Below are 19,285 nucleotides of genomic sequence, written 5' to 3' on the forward strand. Positions count from 1 at the left end.
TACCTTGACGCAGACGTTTTTGCCCGGTAAGGTGCCTTTCGTGCGCAATAAAAGTGCATAAATTACGATCACTTTGTTATCTTGCAGACCTGATTATCATGGACAAATTTGACGCTAATCGCCGCAAATTGTTGGCGTTAGGTGGTATTGCCCTTGGTGCAGCCATCTTACCTCAACAAGCATTTGCAACCCTTTCCACCCCACGTCCGCGTATTTTAACGCTGAATAATCTCCATACTGGAGAAACAATTAAAGCGCAGTTTTTCGATGGCCGGGGCTATATTCAGGATGAATTAGCAAAACTCAACCATTTTTTCCGTGATTATCGCGCGAATAAAATTAAAACCATCGATCCACGACTGTTTGATCAACTTTATCGCCTGCAAGGTTTGTTAGGAACAAGCAAACCGGTGCAATTGGTCTCGGGATACCGTTCTGTCGACACGAATAACGAACTCCGCGCCCACAGTTCTGGTGTTGCCAAAAAAAGCTACCACACCAAAGGACAGGCGATGGATTTCCATATCGAAGGGATTTCTCTGAGCAATATTCGCAAAGCTGCGTTATCTATGCGTGCAGGTGGTGTAGGATATTACCCCAGCAGCAACTTTGTGCATATTGATACCGGGCCGCTACGGCACTGGTAAAACTCAGTTAAAAGAGACAGGAGCAGTATGAACTATCGTATTATTCCGGTTACCGCCTTCTCCCAGAACTGCTCGTTAGTCTGGTGTGAGCAAACCCGGCTGGCAGCAATAGTGGATCCCGGTGGCGATGCTGAACGCATCAAACAGGAAGTTGCAGCCTCCGGCGTGACGTTAACGCAAATACTGCTTACCCATGGTCATCTTGATCATGTTGGTGCGGCTGCCGAGCTGGCGCAGCACTATGGCGTGCCAGTGATTGGTCCGGAAAAAGAAGATGAGTTCTGGCTGCAAGGGCTACCTGCCCAAAGTCGCATGTTTGGTCTGGATGACTGCCAGCCGCTGACGCCGGATCGTTGGTTAAACGAAGGCGACACGGTGAGCGTAGGCAATGTGAGACTGGATGTTTTGCATTGCCCTGGGCATACGCCAGGACACGTGGTTTTCTTTGATGCGCAATCCCGGCTGTTGGTGTCCGGCGACGTTATCTTTAAAGGCGGCGTAGGGCGCAGTGATTTCCCGAAAGGGAATCATGGGCAGTTGATTGATGCTATCAAAACCAAACTGTTGCCTCTGGGGGATGATGTGACCTTTATTCCTGGTCACGGCCCGATGTCCACGCTTGGCAACGAGTGGCTACATAACCCTTTCCTGCAGGATGAGCTGCCGGTCTGGTAAAACAAAAAAGGTCGCATTCGCGACCTTTTTTATTATCTATTGTCGTTTATAACACCGCGACGATAGCTTCACACAGCGGCGACATGTTATCCGGTGTCATGCCCGCAACGTTAATACGTCCTGATGCAACCGCGTAGATAGCGAACTCTTCACGCAGGCGGAGCACCTGCTCTTTGGTCAGACCGCTAAAAGAGAACATGCCGTTCTGACGGGTGATAAAGCTGAAATCGCGATCCGCCCCTTTTTCCTGCAGGGTATTTACAAACAGCAGACGCATACGCTGAATGCGCTGGCGCATGTCTGTCAATTCTTGTTCCCAGATGGCACGCAGCGCATCGTTGCTCAGGATCGTTGCCACAACGGAGGCACCATGAGCCGGCGGGTTAGAGTAGTTAGCGCGGATGGTTGACTTCATCTGGCTGAATGCACGGTCTGCTGTCTCCTGGTCCGCGGCCACCAGCGTACAGGCACCGACACGTTCATTGTACAGACCGAAGTTTTTCGAGAAGGAGCTGGCGATGATCAATTCTTTATGCAGCGCGGCAAAGGCGCGCAGACCTTCTGCGTCTTCTTCCAGACCGCGGGCGAAACCCTGATAGGCAAAATCGAACAGCGGCAGCCAGCCTTTTTCAATGGACAATTTGGCCAGTGTCTCCCACTGCTCAAGCGTCGGATCGATACCGGTTGGGTTATGACAGCAACCGTGGAACAGTACGATATCACCCGCTTGCGCGGCTTCGAGACTTGCAACCATGCCGTCGAAATCCAGCGCGTGGTTTTGCGCGTCATAATAGGCGTAATCACACACTTCAAGGCCGGCGGAGTTAAACACGCCTTTATGGTTCGGCCAGCTTGGATTACTTACCCAAATACGTTTTGCTGAGGTGTTTTTCGCCAGGAAATCAGCGGCAACACGCAGGCCACCCGTACCGCCCGGGGTCTGCGCGGTGCGCGCACGTTTGTCATTAATAATCGCGCTGCCTTTGCCGAATAGCAGTTCCTGCGTGCAACGACCAAACTCAGGAATACCGTCGATGCCGAGGTAATTTTTTGTGTTTTCGTTTTCCAGCAGATACTGCTCCGCTTTTTTAACGCTGGTCAGTACCGGCGTTTTCCCGGTTTCGTCTTTATAGACACCAATACCAAGGTTGATTTTGCCAGGACGTTCATCGGCGCGAAACAGATCGGCCAAACCCAGAATAGGGTCAGCAGGGGCAGCGGTAATATTCTCAAACATGACGAGGTTCCATTATGATGACAGAAGGGAGATCCGCTATCAGGTTAACGGTTGATGTGACAATTGCCAACCGTTTGCGATAAAAAGCGTGCGTCTTTTTAGAAGTTAGTCTTTTTGGCGGCGAGACAATAAAAAAACAGGGCCGAAGCCCTGTTTTTCACGCATATAATAACGAGGTCTGCTGATTAGAACTGGTAAGTTACACCAACAGTAGCCTGGTCTGCAGTGCCAACCCAGGAGTAAGTGGTGTCTTCTTTATCCAGCAGGTTGATACGGTAGTCGCCGTATACGTTGAAGTTTTTGTTGAAGTAGTAGTACGCACCAACAGTAACGTATTTAGCCAGGTCGTTTTTCACGCCATCGCCCAGCTCTTTGCCTTTGGACTGAACGTAAGAAACGGACGGACGCAGACCGAAGTCGAACTGGTACTGAGCGATAACTTCGAAGTTCTGAGTTTTGTTAGCAACGTTGTAACCGGTAGCGATAGTCGTTGCGTCGCCGTCCAGAATGCTCATGTTACGGGTTTCAGCGTAAACAGTTGCCAGGTAGATGTTGTTTGCATCGTATTTAGCGCCAACTGCCCATGCTTCGGCTTTGTCGCCTTTGCCGTCAACTTTTTGACCAACAGTACGGTTTGCGTTGCTGTATGCAGCAGTTGCGCCGAAACCAGAACCGAAGTCGTAACCCAGGGAGTAACCAACACCGTCGCCATTAGCCTGGTTCAGGTTAGTACGATCGTTTTTACCCTGGTATTGAACAGCGAAGCTCAGGCCATCAACCAGACCGAAGAAGTTGCTGTTACGATAGGTCAGCAGGCCAGTAGAACGGCTGGTCATGTAGTTGTCGGTGTAACCACCACCCCAGGTTTCGCCAGAGAAGGACGGAGCCATATCGGTGTAGGATTCTACATCGTAAACCACGCCGTAGTTACGGCCATAGTCCAGAGAACCAGCGTTAGCAACTTTGATACCAGCGAAAGCCAGACGAGTTACGTTAGTCTGGTTGCCTTCTGCTTCGCCCGCTTTAGCACGGTATTCCCACTGGCCGTAACCGGTAACATCGCTGTTTACCTGAGTTTCGCCTTTGAAGCCGATCTGGCCGTAGGAAGAATCTTTGTTAGAGGTCTTATCGCCAGAAGTGGTGAAGCCGTGCTCACCAACAACTTTACCGTACAGGTCCAGTTTGTTGCCGTTTTTGTTGTAAACTTCTGCAGCGTTAGCTGCACCAGCTACCAGCAGGGCAGGGATAACCACTGCCAGGATATTGCGCTTCATCATTATTTATTACCCTCATTGGTTTTTTTGTACACCTGCCACTGCCGCCAATAAATTCCGTCAATAAAAATTTACGGAACTATTGATGAGAGTTTGGTGTCTTTCTGTGTCTGAGAGGCATCTTTCCATTCATATAATCGTTTCGCTAGCCTGAAAGTGCTACAAATGTCTTAAAGAGGTTACAAAAAGCAATTATGTGTAAGAATATATGTATTTTAAGGAACTTTGTGAACCACCTCAAAGTTCGGGAGCGATCGTTGTCAAAAACAACGGCCTCATAACTATATATATGAATTGCTTATGTTTAATTGAGATAAGGGTGAATCTTGTACAGGAATCATTCTCATCTTACTTTTTCTCACCGACCTTTTTAGCCGTCTGGAAAGCTGTGCGATTTTTATCCAGACGTGCTATCAGATGAGATAAAACTAACCCACAATATAAGTGTGCTTTATTTTTTGTTCACAAGTATTTCACAGATATAACGCCGATAAAGATAGGGAAGCGTTAACCGGGCCTGGATGTCCCGGTTAGGGTGAAGGAATAATGAAGAGCAAAAAAAGCCAGCTTACGCTGGCTTTTATCATTAAAATGTGGCGCTACGCGGTGTGCGTGGGAACGGGATAACATCACGTACGTTTTGCACGCCGGTGACATAAGCGATCAGACGCTCAAAGCCCAGGCCGAAACCTGAGTGAGGTACGGTGCCATAACGGCGCAGATCGCGATACCACCAGTAGTCTTCTTTATTAAGACCCATTTCAGCCATACGCGCATCCAGCACATCCAGACGCTCTTCACGCTGTGAGCCGCCGATGATTTCACCAATGCCCGGCGCCAGAACATCCATCGCTGCTACGGTTTTACCGTCATCGTTAAGGCGCATATAGAAAGCCTTAATGTCTTTCGGGTAGTTTTTCACAACGACCGGTGCTTTAAAGTGTTTCTCGGCCAGGTAGCGTTCATGCTCGGAAGAGAGGTCAACGCCCCAGTAAACCGGGTTTTCAAACTTCTCACCGCAGTTTTCAAGAATGGTCACGGCGTCGGTGTAGTCCACTTGTGCGAAATCAGCCGCAACAAAACGCTCCAGACGGGCAATTGCATCTTTATCAACGCGTTCAGCGAAGAACTTCATGTCATCCATACGCTCAGTCAGAACTGCGTTGAAGGCATATTTCAGCATCGCTTCCGCCAGACGGGCGTTATCTTCCAGATCGGCAAATGCCACTTCCGGCTCCAGCATCCAGAATTCCGCCAGGTGACGGCTGGTGTTGGAGTTTTCCGCGCGGAACGTTGGCCCAAAAGTGTAGATTTTGGACAGCGCGCAGGCATAAGTTTCGCCGTTCAACTGGCCCGATACGGTCAGGAAAGACTCTTTACCAAAGAAATCTTTGTCGAAATCGACTTTACCCTGATCGTTACGCGGCAGGTTTTCCAGATCCAGCGTGGAGACGCGGAACATTTCACCCGCACCTTCGGTGTCAGATGCGGTAATCAGCGGCGTGGAAACCCAGAAAAAACCCTGCTCATCAAAGAAGCGGTGCAGCGCCTGCGCCAGCGTATGACGAACACGGGCGACAGCGCCAATCAGGTTGGTACGCGGACGCAGGTGCGCCACTTCACGCAAATACTCGATGCTGTGGCGTTTCGCCGCCATCGGGTAAGTGTCCGGGTCTTCAACCCAACCGGTGACTTCTACCTCAGTCGCCTGCAGCTCGAAGCTCTGGCCTTCACCAGGGGACTCCACCACTTTGCCAGTGACAACAACGGAGCAGCCGGTGGTCAGATGAAGAACTTCTTCATTGTAATTGGGCAGAGAATTATTAATGACAGCCTGTACAGGATCAAAGCAGGAGCCGTCATAAACGGCGAGGAAGGAGATGCCAGCTTTTGAATCTCGGCGGGTACGTACCCATCCGCGCACGGTGACTTCTTGGTCAACGGTAACGCGGCCCTGGAGTACGTCGGCTACAGGCACAACGCTCATAATATTCTCTCTGTTAATTGTCTGGAAAAGATCATCGTTTGTCCGCCCAAAAAGGGGGGATACCTATGTTACCTGGCGAGCGCCATCAGACAAGTAGAATTCGCAGCGAAAAGGGGGATTTCGGAAATTAATCTTTTGCTAACGCTGAGATACTGAGCGGAGAAGTGAAAATAGCGCGAGGTACTGCTTTTTATATTGGCCATATCGCGAATGTTCGCCACGAAAAAAAGCGTCCCGATAAGGACGCTTATTAACAGGGGTTAGCTGGCTTTCTTCACCTGCGGCAGGTCAAACGCTTTGCGTAACGCACGCACAAACGCTTTGTCGTGACAGATTGTTTTTCCGGGGCTATCAGACAACTTCGCCACCGGTTTGCCGTTACACTCAACCAGCTTGATGACGATATTCAACGGTTTCACATGTGGAATGTCGCAGGTCAGCCGCGTGCCAATACCGAAGCCCAGTTTGATGCGGGAGGCGAAGTGCCGGTAGAGATCCAGTGCTTTATTCAGATCAAGATTGTCTGAGAAAATCAGCGTCTTCGATAACGGATCGATGCCGAGCTTCTCATAATGGGCGATGGCTTTTTCACCCCATTCCACCGGGTCGCCCGAGTCATGGCGCAGCCCCTGGTAACGTTGTGCAAACACCGGCCCGAAATCACGCAGGAAGGCATCCATGGTAATGCAGTCTGTCAGGGCAATACCAAGTTGCTCCGGGTACTCTTCCAGCCACGCGGCCAGCGCAGCACGCTGACTGGTAGCCAGATCCGGGCTGATTTGCTGATGCGCCTGGAACCATTCGTGCGCCTGAGTTCCCATTGGCGTAAGCGACAGACGGCGCGCCAGATCGTAATTACTGGTGCCAATAAACCACGGTTCTTGTTTGAGACGTTCCACGATAGCGTACTGTACATCGCGCGAGAAACGGCGGCGCGTGCCGAAATCCATCAGACGGAAGCCTGACATATCCAGCTCTGCGGTGCGGGTAGCAAAATCTGCCAGTTTCGTTTCAAGATGTAGCAGGGCCTGCTGAACACCCTCTTGTGGAGAGCGGCAGCGATGCACCAGTTCGCTAATTACCGCCAGTAGCGGCACTTCCCACATGATGACTTCACGCCATGGCCCGGACATACGAATGTTCAACTTGCCATTATCATTAATGACAGTCACTTGCGACGGGTCATAACGGAAATTACGTAACCACTGCAGGTAATCCGCTTTGAAGAAGGGGAGGCCGGACAGCCACTGGTATTCGTCTTCCTGCAGGCGCAGATGTTGCATCGCGTCAATTTCTTCGCGAATTGCGCTGGCATAAATGCCCAGAAGGTCGTCGCCGCGGCAGCGAAACTCCGCTGTGACATGCACATCGTAATAGTGATGGAACACCGCCTGTTGCATATGCAATTTGTAGGCATCAGTATCCAGCAGCGTCTGCAGAGCAGGGGGAGCGAGTCGTGTCATGGTGCGCCGTAGCATCCTCTCACAGGAGCGTTTAGTACAATAAACAAAGCAGGTGGAAACCGCTGGAGTATACCTTGTTTATTGATTTATTGAACCCCGATCACACCATAAGGCGCAAAACGGGTCGAGGGCATTTCGTGCCGCGTGTTACTAAAATGTAGCATAGTGAGCTTTTCTCCCTGAAAAGATGAACATTCTGCGTGGCGGGATTTACGCAACAGGAATAGACTGGAGACGTAACCAAACAGAAGATGCTAAAGGTTTTTTATGACACAACAGCCACAAGCCAAATACCGCCACGACTACCGTGCGCCGGATTACCTGATTAGCGATATTGACTTGACCTTTGACCTGGATGCCGCAAAAACCGTTGTCACTGCGCTGAGCACTATTTCGCGTCATAGCGCCTCTCCAGTGCCATTGCGTCTGAATGGCGAAGACCTGACGTTAGTGTCAATCCATGTTAACGACCAGCCATGGACACAATATAAAGAAGAAGACAATCACCTGGTCATTGACGGCCTGCCTGAACGATTCACATTGCGTATCGTGAATGAAATCAGCCCGGCTGCGAACACTGCGCTTGAAGGCCTCTATCAGTCTGGCGAAGCACTCTGTACCCAATGTGAGGCAGAAGGTTTCCGCCATATCACCTGGTACCTCGACCGCCCTGATGTTCTGGCGCGGTTTACCACTAAAATCATCGCCAATAAAGCTGCCTATCCTTACCTGCTCTCTAACGGTAACCGCGTGGACCAGGGCGAGCTGGATAATGGCCGTCACTGGGTGCAGTGGCAGGATCCGTTCCCGAAACCGTGTTACCTGTTTGCGCTGGTGGCGGGTGATTTTGATGTGCTGCGCGATACCTTTACAACCCGCTCCGGGCGTGAAGTTGCACTGGAACTCTTCGTTGACCGTGGCAACCTTGACCGCGCGCCGTGGGCAATGACCTCGCTCAAGAACTCCATGAAATGGGACGAAACCCGTTTTGGCCTCGAATATGACCTCGACATCTATATGATTGTCGCCGTGGACTTCTTTAATATGGGCGCGATGGAGAATAAAGGCCTCAATGTCTTTAACTCTAAATATGTGCTCGCCCGTACCGATACCGCGACCGACAAAGACTATCTTGATATCGAACGGGTGATTGGTCATGAATATTTCCACAACTGGACCGGTAACCGCGTGACCTGTCGCGACTGGTTCCAGCTCAGCCTGAAAGAAGGGCTGACTGTGTTTCGCGACCAGGAGTTTAGCTCAGACCTGGGTTCCCGTGCGGTAAACCGTATCAATAATGTCCGTACCATGCGCGGGCTGCAATTCGCCGAAGACGCCAGCCCGATGGCGCATCCTATTCGCCCTGATAAAGTGATTGAAATGAACAACTTCTACACCCTGACGGTGTATGAGAAAGGTTCTGAAATCATCCGCATGATCCACACTCTGCTGGGTGAAGAGAATTTCCAGAAAGGGATGCAACTCTATTTTGAGCGTCACGATGGCAGCGCCGCAACCTGTGATGATTTCGTCCAGGCAATGGAAGATGCCTCAAATATCGATTTGTCGCATTTCCGTCGCTGGTATAGCCAGGCGGGGACGCCGATTGTCACGGTACACGACGATTACAACCCGGCGACCGAGCAGTACACGCTCACCATCAGCCAGCGTACGCCGCCTACAGCGGAACAGCAGGAGAAACACCCGCTACACATCCCGTTTGATATTGAACTTTATGATAATGAAGGCAAGGTCATCCCGCTGCAGAAAGACGGTCACCCGGTGCACCATGTGCTGAATGTCACCCAGCCAGAACAGACTTTTGTCTTTGATAACGTCTACTTCCAGCCCGTGCCGTCGCTGCTGCGTGAGTTTTCCGCGCCGGTGAAACTGGAATATAAATGGAGCGATCAGCAACTGACGTTCCTGATGCGCCACGCCAGCAATGATTTCTCTCGCTGGGATGCCGCACAGAGTCTGCTGGCGACGCACATTAAGCTCAACGTTGCCCGCCATCAGCAGGGGCAGGCGCTGTCTTTGCCACTGCACGTTGCCGATGCGTTCCGCGCGATCCTGCTGGACGAACACATCGATCCGGCGCTGGCTGCGGAAATTCTGACGCTGCCGTCAGCTAATGAGATTGCCGAATTGTTTGACGTTATCGACCCGGTAGCTATCGTGGCGGTACGTGAAGCGCTGACCCGCACCCTGGCCACCGAACTGGCAGATGAAGTGCTGGCCGTTTATAACGCCAATAAGCTGGATACCTACCGCGTGGAACATGCGGATATCGGTAAACGTGCCTTACGTAATACCTGTCTGCGTTATCTGGCTTTCGGCGACGCGCAACTGGCCGATAAGCTGGTAAGCGAGCAGTATCACAATGCTGATAACATGACGGATGCGCTTGCGGCGCTGTCTGCCGCGGTTGCCGCCCAACTGCCGTGCCGTGATGCGCTGATGCAGGAATACGATGACAAATGGCATCAGGATGGTCTGGTGATGGACAAGTGGCTGATCCTTCAGGCCACCAGCCCGGCAGAAAATGTGCTGGATACCGTGCGCGGTCTGCTTAAACATCGTTCGTTTACGATGAGCAACCCGAACCGTGTGCGTTCACTGATTGGCGCGTTTGCCAGTAGCAACCCGGCAGCATTCCATGCGCAAGACGGTAGCGGCTATCAGTTCATGGTCGAAATGCTGACAGAACTGAACAGCCGTAACCCGCAGGTGGCTTCCCGCCTGATTGAACCGCTGATTCGTTTAAAACGTTACGATGCGAAACGTCAGGAAAAAATGCGTGCGGCGCTGGAGCAACTCAAAGCATTGCCGAATCTGTCAGGCGATCTGTTTGAGAAAATCAGCAAAGCGCTGGCATAACATTCAGCGGGCAGGCCCTGCGTGATAACAAGCCGGGTTAGCGTCTAGAGCGCGACCCGGTTTTTTTATTACGAAGCTCTGGCAACACCCGGTATATGAGCACCGAAGGTGGGGACTTGCGTGTCGCGGCGGTGTAAGGCCTGCCAGAATGTTTCCAGGGCACTGTCCAGACGCGTCTGCAAATTCGCGGTGAAGCGGGGTTTATGCTGATAATCCTCCACCTGGCTGTCATCGGCGAAGACGCCATGCAACACTTCCTGGGCTTTTAATGCGCTCAGAACTGGCTTGAGCGCATAATCCACGGCCAGCATATGTGCAATGGTACCGCCAGTGGCGACCGGAAGGACCACTTTGCCTTCCAGCGCTCGTTCGGGGAACAGATCAAGCAGGGTTTTTAGCGCGCCGGAAAAAGAGGCCTTGTACACCGGGGTAGCGATGATCAGCCCATCGGCCTCATGTAATTGTTCGAGCAGTGTCTGTAGCGCCGGGCTGTCGAAGCGGGCGTAGAGCAAATCTTCCGGGACAAAGTTATGCAAATGCCAGTGACACACTTCAACATCAAGGGCCGTCAGGCGTTCGCGCGCATATTCCAGCAGGGCGCTTGAGCGGGAAGGGTAACGCGGGCTTCCCGCCAGGGTAACAACTCGCATATTCACTCCTTATAACCATTTGCTTCGTTTTATTAAACTTCGATAACTATTTTCTCAGTGTCGCAGAGGTTTTATATTCCGCTAAATGATTTTTTTAGTGAAAACACGTTAAAAAACGAATATGCAGAAAAGGATAAGGAAACGATTGCGTTCAGTTCACCTTTTTTTGCCCAAGGTCAATTCCATTTCTTCGGCTAATCAAAGATAATACGCCCCCGGTTTGCACACCGGGAATCCAGGAGAGTTCATGTACTACCCCTTCGTTCGTAAAGCCCTTTTCCAGCTCGACCCCGAGCGCGCTCATGAATTTACTTTTCAACAATTACGCCGCATTACGGGTACGCCGCTAGAGGCACTGGTGCGTCAGCGTGTGCCGGAAAAACCGGTACAGTGCATGGGGCTGACGTTTAAAAACCCACTGGGACTTGCCGCTGGCCTCGATAAGAATGGTGAATGTATCGATGCGTTGGGTGCTATGGGGTTTGGCGCGATCGAGATCGGTACCGTGACGCCGCGCCCGCAGCCGGGCAATGACAAGCCGCGCCTCTTCCGCCTGGTCGACGCGGAAGGGTTGATCAACCGTATGGGCTTCAACAATCTGGGCGTTGATAACCTGGTTGAGAATGTGAAAAAAGCGCATTTTGACGGCGTGCTGGGTATTAATATTGGCAAAAATAAAGATACGCCTGTTGAAAACGGCAAAGATGACTATCTGATTTGTATGGAAAAAATCTATGCCTATGCCGGTTATATTGCGATTAATATCTCCTCGCCAAACACGCCGGGCCTGCGAACATTACAATATGGCGAAGCGCTGGATGACCTTCTGGGTGCCATTAAAAATAAGCAGAATGAGCTTCATCAGACCCACCATAAATATGTTCCTGTTGCTGTGAAGATCGCCCCGGATCTTTCCGGGGAAGAATTGATCCAGGTGGCCGACAGTTTAGTTCGCCATAATATTGATGGCGTCATTGCCACCAATACAACGCTGGACAGAAAACTGGTTCGCGGAATGAAAAATTGTGATGAAGCGGGTGGGTTAAGTGGCCGTCCGCTGCAATTAAAAAGCACCGAAATTATTCGTCGCCTGTCCCAGGAATTAAATGGCCGCTTACCGATTATCGGCGTGGGTGGCATCGACTCCGTGATTGCCGCGCGCGAAAAGATGGACGCGGGAGCATCACTGGTACAAATTTATTCCGGCTTTATATTTAAAGGACCGCAACTGATTAAAGAAATCGTTACCCATATCTAATCTTTTGCTCACTATCGGACAACCAGGGCTTTATTTCCGGCCCTGGTTGTTTTATATTCCGTGATTGTTGCAAATTTGTACATTTTAGTCTTTGCTTATTTAGCGTAATAAGCGAAACGGCAAAGGATGAAAAAGGCAAAGGGATGTTTACGGAGAGAGGGGAACGAAATGCGAATTAAACCTGACGATAATTGGCGCTGGTATTTTGATGACGAGCACGATCGTATGATGCTCGATCTGGCCAATGGCATGTTATTTCGCTCACGTTTTGCCCGTAAAATGCTTACCCCGGATGCGTTTTCCCCCTGCGGATTTTGCGTAGACGATGCCGCCTTATACTTCTCCTTTGATGAAAAATGCCGCGATCTGATGCTCTCTAACGAACAACGTGCCGAGCTGGTGCTTAATGCACTGGTGGCCATTCGTTTTTTGAAGCCGCAAATGCCAAAAAGCTGGCACTTTACCAGCTACAATCAGCCGTGGTCTCCCTGTGCGGGAGAAGCTGCGAGCGTCGTGATGAGCGACAGCGGCGAAGAGGTGAGTTTACTGGTCGTTGAACCGGGTGAAAATGCCGCACTTTGTCTGCTGGCCCAGCCGGGTGTGGTTATCGCCGGGCGCACGATGCAATTAGGCGATCCCATTAAGATCATGAATGACAGGCTGAAACCGCAGCTCAGTGCTGCCAGTTTCAGCTTTGAACAGGCCGTTTAACTTTCCAGACGAACGGAGGTTTTTGGTACACAGCTACAACTCAGGATAGAACCATCTTGCGCAATAGCTGATTTTTTCAACGGGCTGACCTCACCCTCAATTAGGCGAATGCGACAGCAGCCGCAAATGCCCGCCCGACAGGAATAGGGCACGCGTATCCCCTGATTTTCCAGTTGCTCAAGCAAGATTTGCTGATTGTTACCGCGAAAGCTTTTCCCCTGCCAGACAATATCTATCACGTCCTCTGTTTTCTGTTCTTGTTCTACAGACTCAACCGCCTGTCCTGCGCCATAGGGTTTAGCGGGGGTACGGGAAAGGACTACGACCTCATCACCTACCCGGACGACACCACTATTGCGGGCAATTAAGTTCTGACCGAAATCAACATCGCCATTATCTTGCGCAGTGCGAAAACGGATGAGGGTTGCCAGGGGTTCGCCAGCGGGATGTTTTTGCCCGCGTTCGGGACTGACGGTGGTAAAAACACAACGGCTGCACGGCTTCACCACGTCAAAGACGACATCGCCGATGCGTATTACTTTCCACGTGTCCTCTTCCCATGCACTGGCACCTGTGACCACCAGGTTGGGGCGGAACTGCTCCATTTGCACACTTGCCGGGCAGCGGTTTTGTAAATCACGTAATGAGGCTTCGTTGGTCAATAAAAATGGAAAGCCATCGGCAAATGAGAGCGGAACATCCTCGTAACGTTTTACCCGGCGCGTGGTTTGCTGCCCCACCCAGCGAAGCTGAACGTCTCGTGCGAAAAAACGGCTGAGCCACTGGTTAATGTGTTCCGGTGCAACCCGGGCAGTAAAATGATTACCCCACACTTCCGTTGGCTCACTCTGAGGCGCAAAATCATTAAAGCGCACCACGGCGCTGCTGCCATCGGGGGCGGTTAAATGCAGACCATCCGTCAGGGGAGAAGGAATAAAACGGACCATTTGAGGGAACTGTCGTGCAGTAATAAAGGTGCCATCCGCTTCGGTCACCATAAAAATGCGATCAAAGGATAACCCGCTGGCGTCAGCCAGGGCATGCGTCAGGCCAATACCGCGCATGGATTTCACTGGATGGATAAAAAGACGCGAAAGGGTAGCCACGTCATTTCCTCTGTGAACGAAAATAAGCCCTCAACTTTATGACATGAACGCCAGATTGGCTATAATGCGCAACAATTTTCTTCATCGATAAGTGATTTTATGATTTCTCTGTTTGCCAGTACGGCCCGTGGGCTGGAAGAGCTATTAAAAACTGAACTGGAAAACCTGGGCGGGCAAGAGTGCCGGGTGGTTCAGGGGGGCGTCCATTTCCATGGTGACACACGGCTGATTTACCAAAGCCTGATGTGGAGTCGTCTGGCCTCGCGCATCATGATGCCGCTCAGTGAGTGTAAGGTTTACAGCGATCTGGACCTTTATCTCGGCGTGCAGGCGATTCCGTGGACGGAGATTTTCAGCCCGAACGCCACCTTTGCGGTGCATTTTAGCGGCCTGAATGAAGAAATTCGTAACAGTCAGTATGGCGCGCTGAAAGTAAAAGACGCCATTGTCGATAGCTTTACGCGCAAAAATCTGCCGCGTCCGAATGTTGATCGTGAATTGCCGGATTTACGCATCAACGTCTGGCTGAACAAAGAGACAGCCAGCATTGCGCTTGACCTGAGTGGTGAAGGGCTGCATTTGCGTGGCTACCGTGACGGCACTGGTATGGCGCCAATCAAAGAAAACCTCGCTTCGGCGATTGTGATGCGCTCTGGCTGGCAGCCGGGTACGCCGCTGCTTGATCCGATGTGCGGTTCCGGCACTTTATTGATCGAAGCGGCTATGTGGGCTACCGATCGTGCACCAGGTTTACACCGCGGCCGCTGGGGCTTTGGCGGCTGGGCTCAACATGATGAGGCCATCTGGCAGGAAGTGAAAGCCGAGGCGCAGACCCGCGCGCGGGCTGGGCTGGCTAATTACACATCGCATTTTTATGGCTCTGATAACGATCCTCGCGTCATTGAGCGCGCGCAGCGTAACGCCCGTCGTGCCGGCGTTGGCGAGCTGGTCACTTTCGCCGTAAAAGACGTGGCGCAGTTAAGCAACCCGCTGCCAAAAGGGCCGTATGGCACGATTATCAGCAACCCCCCTTACGGTGAGCGTCTGGAGAGCGAACCGGCGCTGATTGCCCTGCATAGCCTGCTTGGACGGACGTTAAAATCGCAGTTTGGCGGCTGGAATCTGTCGTTGTTCAGCGCTTCTGTCGATTTGCTTAACTGCCTGCAATTGCGTGCTGACCGTCAGTTCAAGGCTAAAAATGGCCCGCTGGATTGCGTGCAGAAAAACTACCACCTGGCGGAAAACACCGGCGAAGCAAAAGCGCCGGTAATGGCTGAGGATTACGCCAACCGTCTGCGTAAGAATCTCAAGAAACTGGAAAAATGGGCGCGTCAGGAAGGCATCGAATGCTACCGCCTGTACGATGCCGATCTGCCGGATTATAACGTGGCTGTCGATCGCTACGGTGACTGGGTGGTAGTGCAGGAGTACGCGCCGCCCAAAACCATCGATGCGCAAAAAGCGCGTCAGCGTCTGTTTGACATTATTGCCGCTACTATCGCCGTGCTGGGCATTGCGCCGAACAAGCTGGTGCTGAAAACCCGTGAGCGGCAGAAAGGCAATAACCAGTATCAGAAGATGAATGAAAAGGGTGAATTTATTCAGGTTAGCGAATACAACGCCAAACTGTGGGTGAACCTGACGGACTACCTTGATACGGGCCTGTTTCTCGACCACCGTATCGCACGCCGTATGCTGGGCCAGATGAGTAAGGGCAAAGATTTCCTGAATCTCTTCGCTTACACCGGCAGCGCGAGTGTACACGCCGGGCTTGGCGGCGCACGCAGCACCACGACCGTGGATATGTCGCGTACCTATCTGGAGTGGGCGGAGCGCAATTTGCGTCTCAACGGTCTGACTGGTCGCCCGCACCGCCTGCTACAGGCCGATGTACTGGCATGGTTACGCGAAAGTGACGAGCAATTCGATCTGATTTTTATCGATCCTCCTACATTCTCGAACTCAAAACGTATGGATGACTCTTTCGACGTCCAGCGTGATCACCTGGCACTGATGAAAGACCTTAAACGTTTGCTGCGTAAAGGCGGCACGATCATGTTCTCAAACAACAAACGCGGTTTCCGTATGGATACTGAAGGGCTGGCTACGCTTGGGCTCAAAGCACAAGAAATTACCCAAAAAACGCAGTCGCAAGATTTCGCCCGTAACCGTCAGATCCACAACTGCTGGCTGATTACCGCAGCCTGAAAGGATAAATAGATGTCATTAATTAGTATGCATGGCGCCTGGCTGTCGTTTAGCGATGCGCCCCTCCTCGATAATGCCGAACTGCATATCGAGGATAACGAACGTGTCTGTCTGGTAGGACGTAACGGCGCGGGCAAATCGACGCTGATGAAAATCCTCAACCGCGAACAGGGGCTGGATGATGGCCGCATCGTGTACGAACAGGATTTGATCGTGGCACGTTTGCAACAGGATCCGCCGCGTAATGTCGCGGGCAGCGTCTACGACTTTGTGGCCGAAGGGATTGAAGAGCAGGCGGAGTACCTCAAGCGTTATCACGAAATTTCGCATCTGGTGATGACCGATCCGAGCGATAAAAACCTGAACGAGATGGCGCGCTTACAGGAACTGCTGGACCACCACGGTCTCTGGCAGCTCGAAAACCGTATCAATGAAGTGCTGGCACAACTGGGGCTGGAAGCCGACATGCCGCTGGCGTCGCTCTCGGGCGGCTGGTTGCGTAAGGCGGCGCTGGGCCGAGCGCTGGTCAGCGGACCAAAAGTACTGCTGCTCGATGAACCAACAAACCACCTTGATATCGAAACCATCGACTGGCTGGAAGGGTTCCTGAAAACCTTCAGTGGTACCATTATTTTTATCTCGCATGACCGTTCCTTTATCCGCAATATGGCGACCCGCATTGTCGATCTGGATCGTGGCAAACTGGTGACCTATCCCGGCGATTACGACACTTATTTGCAGGAAAAAGAAGAAAACCTGCGCGTTGAAGAACTGCAAAATGCGGAGTTTGACCGCAAGCTGGCGCAGGAAGAAGTCTGGATCCGCCAGGGCATCAAGGCTCGCCGTACCCGTAATGAAGGTCGTGTGCGCGCATTGAAAGCCATGCGTCGCGAACGCAGCGAACGCCGCGAGGTGATGGGCAGCGCGAAGATGCAGGTGGAAGAGGCAAGCCGCTCGGGCAAAATCGTCTTTGAGATGGAAAATGTCGACTATCAGGTGGACGGCAAAGTGCTGGTCAAAGACTTCTCTGCTCAGGTTCAGCGCGGCGACAAGATTGCCCTGATCGGACCGAATGGCTGTGGTAAAACCACTCTGCTCAAACTAATGCTCGGTCAGTTGCAGGCCGACAGTGGGCGCATCCATTGCGGTACCAAGCTGGAAGTGGCTTACTTTGACCAGCACCGCGCGGAGCTCGATCCGGACAGAACGGTGATGGATAACCTGGCGGAAGGTAAACAGGAAGTGTTGGTGAACGGTAAGCCACGCCATGTGCTGGGCTACCTGCAGGACTTTCTCTTCCATCCGAAACGGGCGATGACACCGGTTCGCGCGCTCTCTGGCGGTGAACGTAACCGACTCTTGCTGGCACGTTTGTTCCTGAAGCCCAGTAACTTATTGATTCTCGACGAACCTACCAACGATTTGGATGTCGAAACGCTGGAGCTGCTTGAAGAGCTTATCGACAGCTACCAGGGCACTGTTATGCTGGTCAGCCACGACCGTCAGTTTGTCGATAACACTGTTACGGAGTGCTGGATCTTCGAAGGCGCCGGACGGATTGGTCAATACGTTGGCGGTTATCACGATGCGCGTGGTCAGCAAGCGGCATCGCAGGCATACAAAGCCGCATCTGAGAAGAAAGTTGCCGAAGTTTCGGTTAACAAAACAGAAAGTGTTAAACGAACCAGTAACAAACTAAGCTATAACCTGCAACGTGAGCTGGAACAATTGCCGCAAAAGCTGGAAAAGCTGGAGGCGGAACTGGAAACATTGCAGGCGCAGGTGGCAGATGCCAGCTTTTTCAGCCAGCCTCACGACCACACGCAGAAAGTATTAGCCGAACTGGCTTCGGCGGAACAGGCGCTGGAAGAAGCGTTTGAACGCTGGGAGTATCTGGAGGCTCTAAAAAACGGCGCATAACTCAGGAAGTCAGTATGTGTGAACATCACCACGCCACACGGCATATTTTATGTACCCAGTGCGATTTATTGGTGGCTTTGCCCCCATTACAGCATGGTCATAAAGCGGCTTGCCCTCGCTGTGGCGCAACATTAACCACGCAATGGGATGAGCCCAGACAACGGCCCACCGCGTATGCGCTGGTGGCGCTGTTCATGCTACTGCTTTCCAATCTGTTCCCCTTTGTGAATATGAAAGTAGCGGGCGTCACCAGTGAGGTGACGCTACTGGAGATCCCAGGCGTGATGTTCTCGGAAGATTACGCCAGTCTTGGGACGCTCTTTTTACTCTTCGTTCAGATGGTCCCGGCATTTTGCCTGGTGACCATACTGCTGCTGGTCAATCGCGTGTCGATGTCGCAGCAGACCAAAACGTTTCTGGCGCGTATCCTTTTCCAGCTTAAAACCTGGGGTATGGCAGAGATTTTTCTGGCCGGCGTGCTGGTGAGCTTTGTCAAACTGATGGCCTATGGGGATGTGGGCATTGGCAGCAGCTTTATTCCATGGTGTCTGTTTTGCCTGCTACAACTGCGTACCATGCAGTGTGTGGATCGTCACTGGCTGTGGGATGATATCGCCCCTGCGCCGGTGCCGGTCGCGCCGTTGCGCGTTGGTGTGCCGGGTATTCATCAGGGATTACGCAGTTGCCCATGTTGCACCGCCATTGTGGCGGCGGACGAACCCGTCTGTCCGCGTTGTCATACCAAAGGCTATGTCAGGCGCAGAAACAGTCTGCAGTGGACGATGGCGCTACTGGTGACGTCGATCCTGCTGTATCTGCCCGCCAATATTTTGCCAATCATGATTACCGATCTATTGGGCGATCAGATGCCATCGACGATCCTTGCCGGGGTGATTTTACTCTGGAGCGAGGGGTCGTATCCGGTTGCGCTGGTGATTTTCATCGCCAGTATCATGGTGCCGACCTTGAAAATGATTGCCATCGCCTGGTTATGCTGGGATGCGAAAGGCCACGGCCGACGAGACAGTGAACGTATGCACTTTATTTATGAAATCGTTGAGTTTGTTGGGCGCTGGTCGATGATCGATGTGTTTGTCATCGCCGTGCTCTCCGCGTTGGTGCGCATGGGAGGATTAATGAATATTTATCCGGCCATGGGGGCGCTAATGTTTGCGCTGGTCGTCATCATCACAATGTTTGCGGCAATGACGTTCGATCCCCGCCTGAGTTGGGATCGCGAGCCTGAATCGAGCCATGAGGAGTCGTAAG

The 19,285-nt window shown here is 52.0% G+C and carries 14 protein-coding genes; 8 read left to right on the top strand and 6 right to left on the bottom strand.

Going from position 1 to position 19,285, the window contains the following annotated elements; all coding sequences use genetic code 11:
• Positions 1-98: 98 nt before the first annotated feature.
• Positions 99-647 carry a YcbK family protein gene (locus IP582_RS08300; RefSeq protein ID WP_039078563.1) on the top strand — a complete coding sequence of 183 codons (549 nt, stop codon included), beginning with the start codon at positions 99-101 and terminating at the stop codon, positions 645-647.
• A 27-nt stretch (positions 648-674) separates the two neighbouring features.
• On the top strand, positions 675-1,322 hold the full coding sequence (locus IP582_RS08305) for an MBL fold metallo-hydrolase (RefSeq protein ID WP_193795621.1): 648 nt from the start codon (positions 675-677) through the stop codon (positions 1,320-1,322).
• 46 nt (positions 1,323-1,368) lie between these two features.
• Here the strand turns inward: IP582_RS08305 and IP582_RS08310 are convergent, their stop codons facing one another.
• The 4 genes from IP582_RS08310 to pncB all read right to left on the bottom strand — a co-directional run bounded on the left by IP582_RS08310 (position 1,369) and on the right by pncB (position 7,283).
• The gene (locus tag IP582_RS08310; RefSeq protein ID WP_071194681.1) at positions 1,369-2,559 is read right to left on the bottom strand and encodes an amino acid aminotransferase; all 1,191 of its coding nucleotides are present in this window, start codon (positions 2,557-2,559) and stop codon (positions 1,369-1,371) included.
• Between the two features lie 185 nt (positions 2,560-2,744).
• Complete coding sequence (locus tag IP582_RS08315; protein WP_304489650.1) at positions 2,745-3,836, bottom strand: porin; 1,092 nt, start codon at positions 3,834-3,836, stop codon at positions 2,745-2,747.
• A gap of 583 nt (positions 3,837-4,419) precedes the next feature.
• A complete protein-coding gene (gene asnS / locus IP582_RS08320) occupies positions 4,420-5,820 on the bottom strand; it encodes an asparagine--tRNA ligase (protein WP_193795622.1) in 1,401 nt (466 codons plus the stop codon).
• A 260-nt stretch (positions 5,821-6,080) separates the two neighbouring features.
• Entirely contained in the window at positions 6,081-7,283 is a 1,203-nt protein-coding gene (gene pncB / locus IP582_RS08325; protein ID WP_193795623.1) for a nicotinate phosphoribosyltransferase, read from the bottom strand.
• Positions 7,284-7,550: 267 nt separating this feature from the next.
• Here pncB and pepN point away from each other — a divergent pair, with 267 nt between their 5' ends.
• Positions 7,551-10,163, top strand: coding sequence for an aminopeptidase N (gene pepN, locus IP582_RS08330; protein ID WP_193795624.1), 2,613 nt, complete (start codon positions 7,551-7,553; stop codon positions 10,161-10,163).
• 68 nt (positions 10,164-10,231) lie between these two features.
• Here the strand turns inward: pepN and ssuE are convergent, their stop codons facing one another.
• Entirely contained in the window at positions 10,232-10,813 is a 582-nt protein-coding gene (gene ssuE, locus IP582_RS08335) for an NADPH-dependent FMN reductase (RefSeq protein WP_039078573.1), read from the bottom strand.
• 247 nt (positions 10,814-11,060) lie between these two features.
• Here ssuE and pyrD point away from each other — a divergent pair, with 247 nt between their 5' ends.
• Both pyrD and zapC read left to right on the top strand, forming a co-directional pair.
• Positions 11,061-12,071, top strand: a complete 1,011-nt coding sequence (gene pyrD / locus IP582_RS08340; protein ID WP_193795625.1) for a quinone-dependent dihydroorotate dehydrogenase — start codon at positions 11,061-11,063, stop codon at positions 12,069-12,071.
• 168 nt (positions 12,072-12,239) lie between these two features.
• Positions 12,240-12,782, top strand: a complete 543-nt coding sequence (gene zapC / locus IP582_RS08345; RefSeq protein ID WP_039078575.1) for a cell division protein ZapC — start codon at positions 12,240-12,242, stop codon at positions 12,780-12,782.
• Here the strand turns inward: zapC and IP582_RS08350 are convergent.
• Complete coding sequence (locus tag IP582_RS08350) at positions 12,779-13,888, bottom strand: YcbX family protein (RefSeq protein WP_193795626.1); 1,110 nt, start codon at positions 13,886-13,888, stop codon at positions 12,779-12,781. The genes zapC and IP582_RS08350 overlap by 4 nt on opposite strands.
• A 99-nt stretch (positions 13,889-13,987) precedes the next feature.
• Here IP582_RS08350 and rlmKL point away from each other — a divergent pair, with 99 nt between their 5' ends.
• Genes rlmKL through pqiA form a run of 3 tightly spaced genes read left to right on the top strand, consistent with a single transcriptional unit; the run spans position 13,988 to position 19,284 of the window.
• Entirely contained in the window at positions 13,988-16,096 is a 2,109-nt protein-coding gene (rlmKL, locus tag IP582_RS08355; RefSeq protein ID WP_193795627.1) for a bifunctional 23S rRNA (guanine(2069)-N(7))-methyltransferase RlmK/23S rRNA (guanine(2445)-N(2))-methyltransferase RlmL, read from the top strand.
• A 12-nt stretch (positions 16,097-16,108) separates the two neighbouring features.
• A complete protein-coding gene (locus tag IP582_RS08360; RefSeq protein WP_193795628.1) occupies positions 16,109-18,016 on the top strand; it encodes an ABC transporter ATP-binding protein in 1,908 nt (635 codons plus the stop codon).
• A gap of 14 nt (positions 18,017-18,030) precedes the next feature.
• Positions 18,031-19,284: a membrane integrity-associated transporter subunit PqiA gene (pqiA, locus tag IP582_RS08365; RefSeq protein ID WP_193795629.1), complete on the top strand. Its 1,254-nt coding sequence runs from the start codon at positions 18,031-18,033 to the stop codon at positions 19,282-19,284.
• The last annotated feature ends 1 nt before the right edge of the window (position 19,285 follow it).

Origin of the sequence: Citrobacter sp. BDA59-3, assembly GCF_015167655.1 — a bacterium.
GTDB classification, from domain to species: Bacteria; Pseudomonadota; Gammaproteobacteria; order Enterobacterales; family Enterobacteriaceae; genus Phytobacter; species Phytobacter diazotrophicus.